Source organism: Lacrimispora indolis DSM 755 (assembly GCF_000526995.1).
Lineage (GTDB): Bacteria > Bacillota > Clostridia > Lachnospirales > Lachnospiraceae > Lacrimispora > Lacrimispora indolis.
The window spans coordinates 3,452,878-3,469,906 of the sequence record NZ_AZUI01000001.1 but is presented as its reverse complement, the minus strand read 5'-3'; the positions used below and the strand labels follow the sequence as shown (position 1 = coordinate 3,469,906).

Genomic DNA, 17,029 nt, shown 5'->3' with positions numbered 1-17,029 from the left:
ATTGCTACGAGTATATCATAGATGCCAAAGATTTCACAATATAATATTTTATGAAAACCTATAAAATAATTTGACAGCTCATCCCAGGGTCCCGTATAATGAAACAATCATAAAAACCGCGGCAAAAACACCCTGCGGGCATACCTTTATGCCCAAAAAGCGTGGGCAGAAAAGAGGAAACACCCTGCGGGCATACCTTTATGCCCAAAAAGCGTGGGCAGAAAAGAGGAAACACCCTGCGGGCATACCTTTATGCCCAAAAAGCGTGGGCAGAAAAGAGGAAACCATGTTTTGGAACGACAAACCTTACCATTCTCTGGATTTTGAATTAAAAAAGCAGTATGGCCAAAAGGTCTATAAACTGGCTCTTGACGGAGGCATGACCTGTCCTAACCGGGATGGAACATTGGGAACCAGGGGCTGTATCTTCTGCAGCAGCGGCGGGTCCGGAGACTTTGCCGAATCCCTGGCATCCCACTTTTCTGTAAGCCGCCAGATCGAGTCCGCCCGTCAAAGAATCGCTGGAAAAATAAAGCCGGAATCCGCCCGCTTCATCGCCTATTTTCAATCCTATACCAACACCTACGCTCCTCTGCCCTATCTGGAAGAGCTGTTCACCCAGGCCATCTTCCATCCGGATATAGCGGTCCTTTCCATTGCCACCCGCCCTGACTGCCTTCCTCCTCCTGTTCTTCATCTGTTAAAAAAACTAAACCAAATAAAGCCTGTGTGGGTGGAGCTGGGACTTCAAACCATCCACGAATCCACAGCAGATTATATCAGAAGGGGATATGCCCTTCCTGCTTTTCTCAAGGCTTACCAGGATTTAAAGGAAGCCGGGTTAACGGTCATCGCTCATGTAATTTTAGGCCTTCCAGGTGAAACCAGGGAAATGGCCATGGAAACCGTGGATTATCTGGGCCATCTGGGGGAACAAGGGATCGACGGGATCAAGCTTCAGCTTCTTCATGTGTTAAAAGGGACCGATCTGGCCGAAGAATACGAAAAGGGGCTGGTTCCTGTCTGCACTTTGGAAGAATACGTGGATCTGGTGATCGACTGCATCGCCCTGCTCCCGCCTCAGGTTGTCATTCACCGGATCAGCGGAGACGGGCCGAAAAAGCTGCTCCTCGCGCCTTTATGGAGCGGCAATAAAAAGCTGGTTCTGGGCACTCTGGCGAAGCGGCTGAAAGAACGAGGCATCTGCCAGGGCGACAGATACCTCGTGTAAGTTTTTTTATGATTTTAATTGCCGTTATTGTGAACCACACCGTTTTCATCCACAGACACCCCAAAGGATATGCCCTGGAAATACTGGTAAAATCCCTGGATATCATCTTCCTGGTTCAGCATTCTGGTATATCCTGCTTTTGAGGTTCCCGGAACCAGTGACAATGTGGTGGTTCCCTGATCAAAATCCACGTTAGCCCGTAAAAGAGCTGTTTTCGGGATGCTGCTTCCAAAAATGAAATTGCCAAGGCTGTAACAAATAGGCTTGCCATTGTAGTATTCAATTCCCTGAAGAACATGAGGATGGCTTCCGATCACTAAGTCTGCCCCCGCATCAATGATCTTCTTCCCCAGGACCCTTTGGTATTCCTGAGGTTTCTCATCCCGCTCCACTCCCCAGTGAACGTATACCACCACATAATCGCAGCTTTCCTTTGCCTTATTTACTTCTTCTAAAAGAATGGTCGGGTCATAGCCGCTTACCATGCCTGGCTTTTTGCTGTTCGCCACCCAATTGGCATCGGGATAAACCCTTGATGCCCCCAGAAAACCTATGGTTTTTCCGTTTACCTCCATGGTTTCAAGCTGTCTGGCCCGGTTCATATCAGGGCCTGCTCCCACATACTTAATACCGGCTCCATCCAGGGCCGTACAGGTGTCCACGAGGGCATCGGTCCCATAATCAAGGGAATGATTATTCGCCAGGGTCACGATGTCAACTCCGATCTCATTCATCATGGAAACCCTGGAAGGGGTCAGGCGAAATGTAAACTGCTTGTCCGGCGCAGCAGAGCCCCTGTCGCTGAAAGGAAATTCCTGGTTGGCCATAAAAATATCCGCACCGCTGATTTCGCCTTGATATCCCTCATCCAATACTCCATTTATGCTTCCTGCATTATCATATGCAGTGGTCACATGACTGGATAGTAATATATCCCCTGCAAAAAGCAGTTGAGCGGCTGGTTTTTGTGATCCTTCTTCCTGGGTTGGAGAGGCCTCCTCCTGAGACTGGGTGTTCTCCAGGGTCAGTACTCCTGTTTCCTGTGATGGTTCAGGCTCTGACTGGGTAAGGCTTTCACTGGAAACAGCTTCTGCTGCAGGCATCTTTTCCCCCTGTTTTTCCTTCCATTCACTTACTCCAATCCACCCAACAAGTAAAACAAACAGCAATAGGGGAAAGAAAATCAGAATTTTCATCAGCCCATTGTTTTTCTTCATGTATTCCTCCTGATTGTTGACAATTTCCACATGATTCTACATTTTTCATTACTTTTTCCACAGTATCATAAGGTTTTCCATAACTTTTCCTTTATGCTTCTGTGGGTTTTATTTCCATTTTTTTATCTTACACTGGTTCTGTGGATTTGTCAAACATTCTGCTTTACTTATTATGAAAGCTAAGGATATACCGGAAGCAACAATCATCCTGGCACCACATGGAAAAATTTGTTCCCCATTTATTGTTAAACAGACAGAAGGAAAAACCCTTGTTCATATCAGGAAGTTCCAGACAGCCGCCATACAGCCTCCTGCCTCCCGCACTCACCAGGGGAGAATCGGGATTCCATATTTCTATGGTTCCATCCGCCCCGTCATAGACCAGTTTTTCCGCACAATGCTGCCTGCGGTTTCCTCCCTTTACCACTTCCAGAGGAGAGATTTCCTGATCCATGATCTTCATTTTCCAAAGGCATGGGTTTTCCACATCAATATTGGCATCAAACCAAAGAGCTTCGGGCATTTTATTTGCCTCCTTATTTTCCCATGAAAGATCACATAAAAGCTCAGTTCCAAAGGTGTAGGTGATCCATGCTCCTTCCGGGCAGCCATATTCTTTCACTGCTCCCGGATTTCCTGCCAGGCGGATCCTCACCAGGGAACCGGATTTTCTCATATCCCGCACCCCAAAGGGATAATTCCTGTTGGAAAGTCCCTCCACGGTTTCCAGTCCGGGTTTGGAAAAATCTGCTTCCGACCAGGTCATATTTTCCTTAAATGCGTGGTTGTACTCATAAAATTCCGATACCGTATCCAAGGCCCCATAGGTTTCATAAGAAAAGCGGCCAAAGCAGCCTGACTGGATCCAGACCTTTCCGTCCTTTTCCAGATAAATCACAGTGCCGCTTCCGTCAAATGCCGCTTTCCAGTTCTGTATGGAAATGATCTCAAAGGGATGGACCGCCTCCCCCTCTTCCCATATCTTCTCCCCTGGCATGGGATTCCATATAAGCGCCTGCCCTGCTTCCTCTTTAAGCTCCTCCGGAAGCAGACGGACTGCTTCATTTAAGTACTCCCTCTGTTCCTCATAGGAGCTTTCATACCGTTCATAGGTGCTTTCTAAATGATCCACCCCCCTTTCCATGTATATGGCATGTAAAAGGGCTGCATTTCTTTCTGTAAACATGGCCTCTGTCACATGGTTTTCTTTTCTTGCTCTCTTAAAGTCTTCCTTTTTCCAGTTTTCAAAATCAAACAAATGTTTTTTATAATCAAGCCCCCAGGTATGCTCGCATACCATCAGCAGGTTTTCCATAAAACCTTGAAACTCCGGCTTTTCAGGAGCAAATTTCCCTTGTTTTTTCCACTGATCCTTAAGGCCCATAAGCCGTCTGAGTCCCCTGACTTTGACCGGATCCGAGGCTATGCCGTGAATCCAGGTATCCCCGATTTCCTCCTTTATCACCGGAAGCTCTTCTTTTCTTTCCCAAAGCTTTTGGGCATAGGCATCTAATGTGGAGGCCTCCACCCTGGCGCCGGGATACTTCTCTTCCAACGCCTCCAATTGCATTAAAACTTCTTCCCTGGTGGGAATGCCCAGATTGTCCCCCAGAAAAACAAACTCCAGAACATCCTCCATTCCATTCACATAACAGGCAGAGCCATAAACAGAGGAATACTGAACAAGGATTTCACTGCCTGCTGACTGCCACACAAAGCTTTTAGGAACCATCGGATTCATGGATGAGGGGTTTACTCCGATATGTAAATACTGTTTTCCATGGCAGGCCATGGCCGGTACCATGGCCTTCGTATGGCCCGGTACGTCGGTCAGCTTTGCGGCAATGGTCTTTTTCCCAAACTGCCGGTCCAGCATGTCTGAATATGTTAAGTTAAAATCCATCAGATCAGTATCCATCAGTTCCGCGTGAGTGGTAAAAGCCATTCCATGCCAGCAGATGTCTCCTCTTTCCACGGCATCCTTCAGCCTCTGTGCCTCCGCCTTTCCGGCCTTTTTTAAGTACCTGTCAATTAAAAATGCCCCCAGGGTCCAGACAAACCGTTTCCTTCCATCCCGGTTTAAGTCCATGGCAAGCCCAATGGCTTCAGGAATAAAATCGTGAATATAATTGGAAAGGACACGGTCCGCCAGATCCGTAAATCCCATATCAAAATGTGTCATAAAAACCACGTGGACATTCTTAATTGTTGTATTAGTCATTGATTCATTCTTTGTCATTTTTTTCACCTGTTATATAGTAAGGATTAGAAAGGAGCACCGGAATATTAAGGCGTCCTTTAAAAAGGTTCCGCCTGATCTCCGCCCGAAGATATCCCGGCTCTCCTGGGATTCTTTCAATAGAAAGATGGTCTGATTCACAGAGGATCTCCTCTCTGTTGTCCTGGGAAACCAGGAAAAGGGTATCGCCCTTTATTAAATTCCGGAAGGTAAACCTTATTTCAGTCCCTTTAGGGATCTCATCCCCAATAAGACTCTCTCCTGCCCAGGTATCCATCATGGGGCCTTCCGGTGATAAGGTAAGAAAGGAATGTCCCTTTTTAAGTCCTTCCAATATGTCCTCAGCGGAATTTGACAGCGCGTACACACAGGTACAGGGAGAGGCAGGCATCCTTCCCGGCTCATATTTATGGAAATCACTGCCTCCTGTTATTGGGATCCTTTTTCCTTCCTTCAGCCTTTCATCCCACCAGTTTAAGCATTTCTGGTTGCTTTCCGGTTCCAGGCCTCCATTCCATACTTCCACCCCGTCAAACGGAATTTCCTCCATTCCCCATTTCCAGCCGCACCATGGGCAGAAGGGGTGGTTTATTACCGTAAAGGCTCCGTTTCCCCTTGCTTCCTCCAGGATTTCCACTGTTTTTTCCAAAGAATTTGAAATAAAACTTTTAAACGGGCGTTTCCTTCCCAGCATTCCCATATGGCCTTTATAATGGGTCCATTCCACCCCCGGTATCATGGTCACCTGTTCTGTAGAGCGCAGATGATCATTATGTGCATAGTTATTATGATCCGTAACAAACAGAAAATCCAGCTCTTCTCTTTCAGCAGCAAGGGCCAGTTCCTCAGGAGTCATGTTTCCATCGGAGCCGCAGGAATGTAAGTGAGTATCTCCTTTAAGCAGACGGAGGTCTTTCCATTGGTAAGTGACCTTATATGTAATTGCCGCCCCCTGTTCCTCTACCTTATAGGCTCCCAGAAGTATGCTCCACTCTCCCTGTTTTACAGGAACCGATGCAAACCCATCTGTGCTCCTGTGATCAGAGATGACGACCCGGTTTCGGTTGGAGCCGGACCAGCCGATCAATTCTCCCTTTTCATTTAACAGGCCGAAATCTATGATGTTTTCCTTCCGGCCGTATTCGTATGATACCTCCATGGAAGCAACCATATCCGGTACGGAAAAGGGGATTTTTATATACAGCCCTTCTTCCTCTTTTGCAGCAACCCTTTGAAATGTAATTGTTTTTTCCTTCATGTCAATCCTCCATCAGCCCTTAACGGCTCCCATGTTGATCCCTTCCATCAGGAATTTCTGGGCAAAAACATAAATGATCAGCAGCGGTATGGTGGAAATCACGATTGCCGCCATAATGGCATTATCCGGAGTTGCAGCCGTTCCGGAGGTAGAATCTACGGACATGATCATCTGTTTCAGCATCAGAGGAAGGGTATACTTTTTCTCATCAGTGATCAGGGTTGCCGGGAGCATGATGGAATTCCATCTGGCTACATATTCCATAAAAAACACGGTTGCAAATCCCGGCAGGGATATAGGCATGTATATGCTTCCGAAAATCTTCAATTCCCCTGCCCCATCCATTCTGGCTGACTCTGCAAGGGAATAAGGGACCGTTTCAAAGTAATTCCTCATCATCATGATGCTGAAGCCTGACACCAGCCCGTTTAAAACAAGTCCCTGATAAGTATTTAACAATGACAGCTGCTTATTTAACTGGTAAACAGATATCAGGGTCAAGTCTCCGGGCACCATCATGGTGAGCATGATGAACGAAGAAATAAAATTTTTAAAAGGAAGGCTCTTTTGTATCAGAACATAGCCTGCAAGAGCTGATAAAAGGACCTGGATCACCGTGCCTGTGGTGGTTATAAAAAGGGAATTGAGAAACGGCCTTCCCATTTTGGCCACCCGGAATACATAAAAAAAGCCTTCCACACTGAATTTTGACCACCACAGCTTGATCCCGCTTTGCGAGGAGTCAAGAGCCGTTGAGGTTGACACCACAAATACATTCCACATGGGAAGAAACATGGTAAGAAAAATGACCGCTGTCAAAAACAAAAAAAGCGCTCTCCAGAAACCCGTCAAACCGTTTTTACCTAGATTATCTTTCATATCTTTGCCCTTTCCATCAGGAATAAATTTCATCATATTTCAGCACTTTTCTGACTGCCGAGGTGATCAGCAGAGTAGCGATCAAAACCACGGTAGCAGCCGCTGTAGCAGTTCCCACATTAAACTGGATAATGCCCTGTTCATAGATCAGAACCAGAAGGTTTTTCACCTTATCACTGATGGAGGCATTCATCATAACAAAAATCTGGTCAAAATTTCTCAGAATCCCCATTACCGACAGCACCGCCACCACCTTCATGGTGGGAACGATGACCGGCAGAGTGATATAGCGGATCTGTCTGATCCTTGTGGCCCCATCCATTCTTGCGGATTCATACAGAGCCGAATCGATCCCAATCATGGCGGCCAGGAATAGGGCCGCAAAATAGCCGGCCCCTTTCCAAGCACCTGTAAAAATCATGATAGTTCTGGCATAACGCCCCTCCGCCATAAATACCAGGGGAGAATAACTGTTTCCCAAAACAGCCCTCATAATGCCGTTTACCATGCCAGCAGGTGATAAAATGGAGATCCACAAACCGCCCACCACAGACCAGGACAGAAGGTAGGGTATGTAAGTAACTGTCTGGAACAGGGATCTTGGTGCCTTTTTCCTGACCTCATTCAGCAATACAGCGATCAAAAGTCCCCAGACAAACTGTAAAACAAAGGTTCCTCCTCCCACTGCAAGGCTGTTGACAAAGGCCTGCCTGTACTGCCTGTCTCCGAAAATCTCCAAGTAATTGCGAAATCCTACCAGCTCATAACCTCCCAGAAGCTTAACCTTCTGAAAGCTTTTTAAGATTCCCAGTACCAGCGGATAGTAGGAAAATACAAGAAAGTAAATGAGAACGGGTACCAGCAGCAGATAGATCTCCTTATACCTCAATATCTTTTTCTTAAGCTGTCCTTTCAAACCGATGCCTCCTGTCTATTCTGGGAATTGTGCTTACCGGTCGGTCACCTTCCGGTCAACAAGCTCTTTTCTCATGCCGCTGAGTCCATCAGCGGTGGAAACTTCTCCCTTGATGATCTTGATTCCCCATTTGCCTACGATCTCCTTATAATCTGCTTCATTTGGGATGATCATGTCAATGGTTGCGTAACCGCTGTAGCTTAATGCTTCCTCCACTCCCGGATTGAATCCGAAAATCGGCTTGAAATCCTTATAAATCGGGAATGGAGCGCCGTGGTCATTGCCGTGCTGTGCGCCTGTCTCCGTTAATTCATACTTGCCCTCTGTACCGGTATAATCATGGCCTAAAATTCCGGTTGAGAGAAGGTTTCCTCCTTCCTGTGTGGCAAAATACTCCAGAATCTTTAAGGCTCCGTCAGGATTTTTTGCATTGGCCGGAACTGCAAACAAACTGGCGTTTCCTTTGACCAGCATATAGCTTCCGTCAGGAGTCTTAAGGCCGGGAAGAGAAACGATTTCATAATCCTCAGGAGAAATTCCCGCTGCCTTGGCATTTGCATTATGTAAACCTACCCATGCCGTCCAGTCGGCTGTCACAGCTGTCTTTTGTGAGGAAGCTCCCATTTTGGCTCTCATATCCTTTGTTTTATCAACAAAGGAGGAAGGATCCATCAGACCGTCATCATACAGCTTTTTAAACCATTCCCATACTGGCGCGGCTTCATCCTCTGCATAGGGCGCATATTTTTTTCCTGAGTCGTCCAGAACCACTCCATCCTTTAAGCCTACTGCTGCCATCCAGGGCTGTAAGTCCCAGGTCTCTGATAAAATGGAATCAAATGGGTAAAAATCCGGGGCCTGGTTATTGTCCTTCAGCTTCTTCATCACATCATAATATCCGTCCATGGTGGGTTCGATATTCTTATAATCGATCCCGGCCTTTTTAAGAAGGGTGTTGTTAAGGGCAACTACCCGATGGATCTCCTTTTTGTTAAAGCCTGCGTAGACCTTTCCGTCAATGGTAATATCCTCCCACTCCTCAGGATCCACATTGCCCGTAAGGATCTCCGAACCTTTCACCCGGTCCGTAATATCCATCAAGGCTCCCTGATCCACCAGATTGGCATACTGACTTGCAGTGACATAGATCAAATCATAGGTTTCGCCGCCGCTTAATTTCTGCATCAGAACTTTATCATAATCTGACGCAGGCTTTTCAATTTCCACAGTAAGGCCTGTAGCCTGGGAAAGAGCCTCTGCAAAGAGCTTCATCTCTTCCTCATCCTTGCCTCCCGTATTGGCTGACATGATTCTTACGGTGCCCCCCGCTCCTTTATCCGCCTGTCCGGCTGCCTCTGTCTTGCCTTCTTCTGTCTTACCCTCTTCTGTCTGGCTTTTTTCCGTCTGACTTTCCTTTGTGCTGGCGCTTTCCTGATTTCCGCAGGCGCTTATGGAGCACACCATAAGGGCCGCAGCAAGCAGTGACATGACTCTTCTTTTTTTCATTTCTTTCTCCTTTCGATCCGAAACTCATTTGGCTTACAAAATCATATTATATTATGTTTTTGATTTTGTAAATCATATTTACACAACTTTTACATATATTTTAATTAAAATATATGTTTTGTGCATTTATAATATCATATACCGTTTTTATTTTCAACTGTATATCGGTATTTTGTTATTAAATCACATATTTTATCAAAATTTTTTATATATAATTACTAAAACAAAAAAAGAAGCGCAGAACAATCATAAATATTATTCTGCGCTCCAATGATATGAAAGGAACAAATATATGTTTTAATACTCACAAAATATGCCGGGGACCAGACAATCCATCTGGCTGTATGAAGAATCCTTTTCCACCTGCTTTAACAGGATCCTGATGGCTTCAAAGGCAATTTTCTTTTCATCCTGCTTTATATGAGTGAAACGGGGGCCTCCAGGTGATAAATAATCTTCGTCAATACAGCATACGGTTATTCCTTTCCGGTCTCCAACCCACCTGGCAATTCCATATTCCGCACAGATGACCGCATCCAGATCCTGATTCTCACTTAAGTACTGACCGATGGTTTCGCCGTACTCCGTATCAAGATCGTCTGAATAGATCTTGATTTTCTCGGAGTCCTCCAGGCGGCATTCCGCCATATTTTCCAGCCCCGCAGCCTTTATGGCCTCTAAGAATCCCTTTCTTCTGTCCTTAATGGAAGAAGTATCGTTTTCCGAAAATGTTATAAAACCGATCTTTTTATTTCCCTTGCGCACCAGATGCTCCACCAGCTCCTTCATGGCAAGGTGATTATCCGTCCTTACAGACGGAACCGGAATGCCCTCCATTTTCTTATCGATCAGCACCATGGGAAATTCTTCAATGACAAGCTTTAAAATTGCCGTGTTATAATAAAGTCCATGGCAGGGCATGACGATGATCCCGTTTACACCAAGCTCCTTTAAAAACTCGATTTCTTCTGTCTCCTTTTCCCTCTCGCCGTAGGAAAAACGGACGCACAGCTTGTAGCCTGCCTCAGACGCCATGGCATCCATTGCATACATCATGTCAAGGCCAAAGCAGGAGGATACATGCTCCAGGACCAGGCCCAGCATCCGATCCCCTTCCTTATCCTCATATTTTATGGATACACCGTCAAAGCTGCCTGAAAACTGCTCCGTTTCTTCGGCCGGAAGCTGTACAAAGCTTCCCTTACCTTTGATGCGGTTTAAGTAACCTTCCATTCTCAGGGCATTTAAAGCATTGGTAATGGTGATGGTGCTGACTCCATATACAGACGCCAGTTCACCGGTCTGAGGCAGGCATGCTCCTTCTGCCAGTTCTCCAGTGAGGATCTTATTTTTTAAATCCACATAAATCTTTTTATATAAAAATTGTTCTTTTTCCATTTGAACCTCAAAATTCTGTATTTTTATATATTATATCTTTTACCTCTGCTTTTTTCAATAAAAATATATTTTTCTTTATTAATAAGGCAGACTTTTCTGCTTTATCTTTTTCCTAAACTTATTTCCTTTTCCCATGGTCTGGGATTTCACCCTTTTAAAAGATAAAAACCGGCCTGTCAGCCACCATAAAAAGCACCTTTCCGGGTCCGGAATATCTGTGAAATATCCCCGTCTTTTCCCAAAAAGGTGCTTTCTCCCCATATTCTTCTTTCCTTACATGATTCCCAGGCTGCTTTTACGGCCTGTGCTTACTTTAAAGCAGCGCCATTGGTTTCGATCACATGCTTATACCATTTAAAGGACTTTTTCCTGCTGCGCTTTAAAGATCCCTTTCCTTCGTTGTCCTTGTCAACATAAATAAAGCCGTATCTTTTTTTCATCTCTCCGGTTGATGCACTGATCAGATCAATGCAGCCCCAGGGAGTATACCCTAATAAATCCACTCCATCCTCATCCACAGCTTCCATCATTGCCTTAATATGCTCTTCCAGATAGCTTATCCGGTAATCATCAATAATACTTCCGTCCTCTTCCACTTTGTCCACGGCACCAAGGCCGTTTTCCACGATAAACAACGGCTTTTGATATCTGTCATACAAGGTGTTCAAGGTGATCCTAAGTCCAAGGGGATCGATCTGCCACCCCCACTCCGATGCCTTTAAATAAGGATTTTTAATGCTCTTCATGACATTGCCTGATGTGGATTTTAAAACAACCTCTTCCGATGTGCTGGCGCACCGGGATGAATAATAGCTGAAGGAAATAAAATCAACCGTATTTTCTTTCAGGATTTCATAGTCTTCCGGCCCTGTTTCAAGCTTTATCCCTTCCCGTTCAAACATTTTTCTGGCGTAGGCCGGGTACTCCCCTCTGGCCTGCACATCAATAAAGAAATAATTATCCCTGTCCTTTTTTAACCCTTCCCAGACATCCTCCGGATTGCAGCTATAAGGATAAAAGTTTCCTGCTGCAAGCATACAGCCCACTTTAAAATCCGGATTGATCCGGTGGGCCAGTCCTGTTGCCATGGCAGAAGCCACCAGCTCATTATGGGCAGCCTGGTATTTCACCTGTTTTTCATCTTCTCCTTCGGAGAACAGGATTCCCGCCCCCATAAACGGCAGGTGAAGAAGCATGTTGATTTCATTAAATGTGATCCAATAGGTCACCTTATCCCGGAAGCGGCGGAAAATGGCATCGCAATATCTCATAAAACAATCAATGACCTTCCTGTTCTTCCAGGAACCGTATTTTTCAACAAGGGCCAGGGGCACATCAAAATGGCAGATGGTCACCACCGGCTCGATCCCATACTTTAACAGCTCATCAATAAAATCTTCGTAAAACTTAAGTCCCTCTTCATTGGGCTTTTCTTCCTCCCCGGTAGGGAAAATGCGGGACCAGGAAAAGGAAAAGCGGTAACACTTAAATCCCATCTCTGCAAATAAGGCAATGTCTTCCTTATAATGGCTGTACATGTCAATAGCATCTCTGGAAGGATAATAAGAGTCCTCAGACAGCTGCCGGTAATCCATATCTCCCCGCATAACCGGAAAACGGTTTTCTCCCCAGGGGATCACATCCACGGTCCCCAATCCCCGGTTTCCTTCCTTCCAGCCGCCTTCGCACTGGTTTGCAGCAGTGGCTCCTCCCCACAAAAAGTTTTCTCTCATATTTTCCATCCTTTCTTTTTTATGATACAGCTATGAGAAACTGGTTTTTCAGCTTCTCATAAAACGTACTGTTTGTTATTACCGCCTGTCCGGCTCCGGAAATGCCCCGTCCGGCTGATTAAAAAACATTCTTTTCATAATATTGTAATCAACGCATCTCCCGGATCAACTTCTCCGTCATCTGTGGCGATCACATCAGTAAATGTATCAGCATTGGAAACCAGCACAGGAGTCACCAGGGAATACCCTGCCTCCCGGATGGCTTCCACATCAAATCTCAGCAGCTCCTGCCCCTTCTTCACGTGGTCTCCAACTGCAGTCAATACGGTAAATCCCTTTCCTTCCAGCCGCACCGTATCCATGCCCACATGGATCAGCACCTCCGCGCCTTCCTCACTTACCATTCCGATTGCATGGCCTGTTGGGAAAAGAGCGGTAACTGTTCCGTCTGCCGGAGCATATAAAACGCCTTCCTCCGGCAAAACAGCCACTCCCCGTCCCAATGCTCCGGAGGAAAAGGCCGCATCCTCTATCTGGTCCAGCTGCATGACTTTTCCTTTTAACGGGCTGGCGAGAGTTATTTTTCTGACTCCTGGGTTTGATGCTTTAAGCTGTCCGCTTTTGACCTCTTCCTTTGTTTCATCCCGGTACAATAAAAAACAGATGACAAAGGCGATGGCAGAAGCCACGATCACGCCTGCGGCTACCCAGGGAATGCTGGAGGTGTCATTGTTTGCCGGATTGATAAAGGTCACAAATCCGAAAATGCCCAAAGCGCCGGAGGAATATTTCTTTACATTTCCAAGTCCAATGATGGCTCCTCCTATGGCCGCTCCGATACAGGAGATGATAAACGGCATTTTTTTTGGAAGGGACACGCCGTAAATAGCAGGCTCCGTGACTCCAAAGAAACCGGAAATTGCTGCAGGAATACAAAGGCCTTTTAAATTCTTGTCCTTTGTCCTTATGAGCACGGCAATGACCACAGCCGTCTGCGCAAAGGAAGCGGCAAAGTACGGCTGCATAAAGCTGTCATATCCCTGGGTGCTTAAATTCATGATATAGATGGGTATCAGTCCCCAATGCAGGCCAAAGATAACGAGCACCTGCCAGAAAGCGCCTACAATCAGGCCTTCCAGAACCGGGCTGGCATCATAGGCCGCCTGAGTTGCAAAGCCGATGACAGCTGCGATGGAATTGGCTATGGGGCCGACAGCCACAAAGGTCAGGGGAGCGGCCACCAGAAGCGTCAGGGTGGGAACCAGGAAGTTCTTTATGACGTCAGGAACAATCCTTTTCCACATCTTCTCGATTTTAGACGCAGCATATACTGAAAGCACGATGGGAACAACGGAAGACGGATAGCCCGCTTTTGGCATGATCACCGGTATCTTCAAAAAGGTGGCATAAACGTTGGATTCAAACATGCTCCCTGCAAACAGGACATTCTGCACCTCATTTGATGTGAGGGCCGTGATCTTCGGATAAATCAGGGCGCACCCCAGCGCAATGCCTGTAAAGGGATTTAGCCCGAACTTCCTTGCAGACGTATATCCAAGAATCACCGGCAGGAAGTAAAAGAAGCCGTCGCCCACCGCAAAAAGAAGCTGGTAGGTTCCGTCTGCCGGAGACAGGATCTTTGTAAAGGTAAGAATCGCCAGAATTCCTTTGATCAGCCCGGTTGCACAGAATACGCTTAAAATGGGCTGGAACACGCCGGAAAGGGTATCCAGCAGCATGGCTGACAGGGAGCCCGGCTTGTCCGGTTTCTCCCCTTCCGAATCAGAGGAATCCCCTTCAAAGCCTCCGGCCTCACACACGGCTGCATAGACATCCGGCACATGATTGCCTATGACTACCTGGTACTGGCCTCCGCTTCTCATAACCGTTACGATTCCGTCGGTCCCCTTTAACACATCGGTATTTGCCTTAGACTCATCCTTTAATTTAAAACGCAATCTGGTGATACAATGGGTCAGACTGATCACATTGGACTTCCCACCTACATTCTGGATAATAATTTTCGCTAATCCATCATATTTACTTGCCATATCTTATCCTCCTTGTACTTTTTGCCGCAAAGCTTTTCATCCGGATTTCATAAACCTTTGCAGCTTTTTATAAATACATTCCAGGATTGGCCTTCTCCCGAATGATTTCCGTCCTTTTATTTCTCTTCCTCTCCATGCTCCTGCATGATCCTTTTGATGTGAACAGTCAGATACATGATTTCTTCATCGGTCAGCTGGTAATTCATTTTCTTTTCCATATATGTATTCACCTTTAAGGCACACTGATATGCCGGTTGGTACTGGCGGTAGATCATGTTGCAGAATTCCAGATCCTCTGTCCCGTAATACCGTTTTTTCACAGCACGCTGCACGAAAAATTTTAAATGGGTCACAAATCTTTCATAGGACAGGGTTTCTTCATTAAGGGAAACTCCGAAATGATAGCGGACGATGTTTAAAATATCCTGGATCATCTGGGGAATCTCACTGGACTCCTTCATGTTCGTATCCAGTTCCGCATTTACGATGTGCAGCGCAATATACCCGGCTTCATCCTCCGGCAACTCAACACCAAGCCTGTCCTTTATGATCTGTAAGGCTTCCAGTCCGACCTGATACTCCTGATGATAGAATTTTTTGATTTCCCACAATAACGCATTTTTAAATTCAATTCCCTGCTTTTTTCTTTCAATGGCAAAATTTAAATGGTCGGTGAGGGTGATATAAATGTTATCATTCATTTTTCTGCCCAGGTTTTCTTTTGCATAAGAAATGATCCTGCCCGCACATTGCATGTGGGCTTCCGGAAGCTTTGATACCAGCTCCGCAAACTGGCTCATTTCCCGGGTTTTTAAAAAGAAAATTTTTGATATCTTCGATTCATCGATGGGACTTCCCGGTTTTACTGAAAAACCGATTCCCTTTCCCATGAGAAGGATTTCCTTTCCATTGGAATCCCATGAACTGATTATATTATTTCCCAACACCTGCTTCACTACCATAAACTTCCCCAACTTCCCAAAACCGGTTGTAAAAAGTGTCTCCGACACTTTCCTTTTCCCATAACGTAAAAAACTGGTCATATTTACACCTTGCCTGAGCAAAAGTATAAATATAACCAGTTATGCCTGCACAATTCATTACAGTTGCACCTAGTCAGTTCTTTTATTATGTGCATCTTAACATATTTTTCCAAACTTGTAAAGCATTTATTATACACTTTTTAAAGAGTCATAACGATTCCGCCGTCATTGGCATATACCGTAGCAACTCCTGCTGTTTCTGCTATGATCACATCCTTGAACCTGGCCTGCTTTAACATCTCCTGCCTTACATGCTCCGCCCGCGGCCGGTTGTTGCAGTGGGAAATGACCAGAACCTTATCCCTGGTATCTCCTGCATCCTTGATGGCAAGCTCTACCATGCGCGCCAGAGCCTTATTGATCCCCCTGGCCTGATCCAGCTTAATGATCACGCCTGAAGCCGCGCCCATCACCGGTTTGATATTCAGGGCAGTGGCAAAAAAGGCCTGAAGCCCTGTAAGGCGGCCGTTCTTTCTTAAAGTGTCCAGACTTTCCAGGACAAAATAGGTTTTCATATTCTTGATAAAGGTTCTTGCCTTCTCCTCGATCTCTTCAAATGGAAGGGAGGCCTGGCAAAGGGATTGGACGTAAAGAGCGATATTTAACTGTCCGGCAGAGGCCGAATCCGAACCTAGAACCGCGATCTTTTTCCCGTCATTCCCATGTTCTTCTTCGTAAAGCTTTTTTCCCAGAACAGCGCTGTTATAGCTTCCGCTTAAATGCTCGGACAAAGTGATCACAAAAATCTGATCCTCATCACATTCATAAGCTTCTTTATACAGCTCCGGTGACGGACATGCTGTTTTGGGACACTCACTGCTGCTTTTCACCAGCTCCAGAAAGCTTTTCTGATCAAAGGTCTCATCATCGATAACCTGAGTATTTCCCACTTGTAAAATAAGGGGAATTATCTGAAAGTGAGGATCTTTTTTTAAATCTGCCGTAATATCCAGACAGCTGTCCCCAATGATTTTATAGCTCATATCTCTATCCTTCCTCCTGGCATGAAACTTATCATGTAGTATTCATTACCATATATTATAGAGAAACCAGACCCGGATGTCAATAGAATAATTTAACACTATCCGCTTAGCCATAAGAATAAGTCTTATATTCCAATGATTTCCTAATTAATGCAGAAAAAAGGACCTGTACCAGAAACTTCCAAAGTACAAGCCCTCATTAGTACAAATCCTCATTCTACCGCCGGATATTAATCCTCTTGAACATCAAATACTCCTACCGCACTTATGCTGGAAGCCACTACGACTACGACAACAAACAGAATCAGAAGCATAATTCCCCCAAAAAAAGTCATTATAAATGACATCCCGTTATCTTCTGAAGCCCCTTCTGCCGGTACAGCGGCCTCTGAAACAGCAACTGTCTCTGCGTGAGCAACCAATGCAGTGCCAGGTGCGGCACCTGCAAACAGGCCCAGCATAAGAACCAGCAACAGGCGCATCATTCCTTTCCTTATCTTCATCGTCTTTTCCTTCATTACCGTTTCTCCTTTCAATGCCCGTGCTATTTGGACACATGGTACATGTCCGGTCAA

The 17,029-nt window shown here is 45.7% G+C and carries 13 protein-coding genes; 1 reads left to right on the top strand and 12 read right to left on the bottom strand.

The genetic code is table 11. The features are described 5' to 3' along the window. The first annotated feature begins 286 nt into the window (after nucleotides 1-286). Nucleotides 287-1,231 (top strand): tRNA modification radical SAM protein MnmL/YtqA, encoded by a 945-nt coding sequence (gene mnmL / locus K401_RS0116640; RefSeq protein ID WP_024294011.1) that lies wholly within the window; start codon nucleotides 287-289, stop codon nucleotides 1,229-1,231. Nucleotides 1,232-1,245: 14 nt separating this feature from the next. Here the strand turns inward: mnmL and K401_RS0116635 are convergent, their stop codons facing one another. From K401_RS0116635 to K401_RS0116570, 12 genes are all read right to left on the bottom strand, one after another. Next, nucleotides 1,246-2,448, bottom strand: a complete 1,203-nt coding sequence (locus K401_RS0116635; RefSeq protein ID WP_024294010.1) for a CapA family protein — start codon at nucleotides 2,446-2,448, stop codon at nucleotides 1,246-1,248. 163 nt (nucleotides 2,449-2,611) lie between these two features. Next, nucleotides 2,612-4,687, bottom strand: coding sequence for a DUF5054 domain-containing protein (locus K401_RS0116630; RefSeq protein ID WP_027352414.1), 2,076 nt, complete (start codon nucleotides 4,685-4,687; stop codon nucleotides 2,612-2,614). Then, complete coding sequence (locus tag K401_RS0116625) at nucleotides 4,674-5,945, bottom strand: CehA/McbA family metallohydrolase (protein WP_024294008.1); 1,272 nt, start codon at nucleotides 5,943-5,945, stop codon at nucleotides 4,674-4,676. Before K401_RS0116625 ends, K401_RS0116630 begins: the two co-directional genes overlap by 14 nt. Nucleotides 5,946-5,957: 12 nt before the next feature. Then, nucleotides 5,958-6,824 (bottom strand): carbohydrate ABC transporter permease, encoded by an 867-nt coding sequence (locus K401_RS0116620; RefSeq protein WP_024294007.1) that lies wholly within the window; start codon nucleotides 6,822-6,824, stop codon nucleotides 5,958-5,960. Between the two features lie 16 nt (nucleotides 6,825-6,840). Further along, a complete protein-coding gene (locus K401_RS0116615) occupies nucleotides 6,841-7,740 on the bottom strand; it encodes an ABC transporter permease subunit (RefSeq protein ID WP_024294006.1) in 900 nt (299 codons plus the stop codon). Nucleotides 7,741-7,773: 33 nt separating this feature from the next. Further along, entirely contained in the window at nucleotides 7,774-9,246 is a 1,473-nt protein-coding gene (locus tag K401_RS0116610) for an ABC transporter substrate-binding protein (RefSeq protein WP_024294005.1), read from the bottom strand. Between the two features lie 297 nt (nucleotides 9,247-9,543). Beyond that, entirely contained in the window at nucleotides 9,544-10,644 is a 1,101-nt protein-coding gene (locus K401_RS0116600) for a GntR family transcriptional regulator (RefSeq protein ID WP_024294003.1), read from the bottom strand. A gap of 308 nt (nucleotides 10,645-10,952) precedes the next feature. Continuing rightward, nucleotides 10,953-12,386: a 6-phospho-beta-glucosidase gene (locus K401_RS0116590; protein WP_024294001.1), complete on the bottom strand. Its 1,434-nt coding sequence runs from the start codon at nucleotides 12,384-12,386 to the stop codon at nucleotides 10,953-10,955. A 125-nt stretch (nucleotides 12,387-12,511) separates the two neighbouring features. Then, the gene (locus K401_RS0116585; protein WP_024294000.1) at nucleotides 12,512-14,428 is read right to left on the bottom strand and encodes a beta-glucoside-specific PTS transporter subunit IIABC; all 1,917 of its coding nucleotides are present in this window, start codon (nucleotides 14,426-14,428) and stop codon (nucleotides 12,512-12,514) included. A 116-nt stretch (nucleotides 14,429-14,544) separates the two neighbouring features. Further along, the gene (gene licT / locus K401_RS0116580; protein WP_242842316.1) at nucleotides 14,545-15,471 is read right to left on the bottom strand and encodes a BglG family transcription antiterminator LicT; all 927 of its coding nucleotides are present in this window, start codon (nucleotides 15,469-15,471) and stop codon (nucleotides 14,545-14,547) included. A gap of 140 nt (nucleotides 15,472-15,611) precedes the next feature. Continuing rightward, nucleotides 15,612-16,454: a DegV family protein gene (locus tag K401_RS0116575; protein ID WP_024293998.1), complete on the bottom strand. Its 843-nt coding sequence runs from the start codon at nucleotides 16,452-16,454 to the stop codon at nucleotides 15,612-15,614. Between the two features lie 230 nt (nucleotides 16,455-16,684). After that, the gene (locus tag K401_RS0116570) at nucleotides 16,685-16,972 is read right to left on the bottom strand and encodes a hypothetical protein (RefSeq protein WP_024293997.1); all 288 of its coding nucleotides are present in this window, start codon (nucleotides 16,970-16,972) and stop codon (nucleotides 16,685-16,687) included. Between the last annotated feature and the right edge of the window lie 57 nt (nucleotides 16,973-17,029).

What these genes read in the sequence shown, in the direction of transcription:
- K401_RS0116600 (WP_024294003.1), bottom strand. Translation starts at nt 10,644, where the DNA reads ATGGAAAAAGAACAATTTTTATATAAAAAGATTTATGTGGATTTAAAA.
- K401_RS0116575 (WP_024293998.1), bottom strand. Translation starts at nt 16,454, where the DNA reads ATGAGCTATAAAATCATTGGGGACAGCTGTCTGGATATTACGGCAGAT.
- K401_RS0116610 (WP_024294005.1), bottom strand. Translation starts at nt 9,246, where the DNA reads ATGAAAAAAAGAAGAGTCATGTCACTGCTTGCTGCGGCCCTTATGGTG.
- K401_RS0116585 (WP_024294000.1), bottom strand. Translation starts at nt 14,428, where the DNA reads ATGGCAAGTAAATATGATGGATTAGCGAAAATTATTATCCAGAATGTA.
- K401_RS0116620 (WP_024294007.1), bottom strand. Translation starts at nt 6,824, where the DNA reads ATGAAAGATAATCTAGGTAAAAACGGTTTGACGGGTTTCTGGAGAGCG.
- licT (WP_242842316.1), bottom strand. Translation starts at nt 15,471, where the DNA reads ATGACCAGTTTTTTACGTTATGGGAAAAGGAAAGTGTCGGAGACACTT.
- K401_RS0116570 (WP_024293997.1), bottom strand. Translation starts at nt 16,972, where the DNA reads ATGAAGGAAAAGACGATGAAGATAAGGAAAGGAATGATGCGCCTGTTG.
- K401_RS0116590 (WP_024294001.1), bottom strand. Translation starts at nt 12,386, where the DNA reads ATGGAAAATATGAGAGAAAACTTTTTGTGGGGAGGAGCCACTGCTGCA.
- K401_RS0116625 (WP_024294008.1), bottom strand. Translation starts at nt 5,945, where the DNA reads ATGAAGGAAAAAACAATTACATTTCAAAGGGTTGCTGCAAAAGAGGAA.
- K401_RS0116630 (WP_027352414.1), bottom strand. Translation starts at nt 4,687, where the DNA reads ATGACAAAGAATGAATCAATGACTAATACAACAATTAAGAATGTCCAC.
- K401_RS0116635 (WP_024294010.1), bottom strand. Translation starts at nt 2,448, where the DNA reads ATGAAGAAAAACAATGGGCTGATGAAAATTCTGATTTTCTTTCCCCTA.
- mnmL (WP_024294011.1), top strand. Translation starts at nt 287, where the DNA reads ATGTTTTGGAACGACAAACCTTACCATTCTCTGGATTTTGAATTAAAA.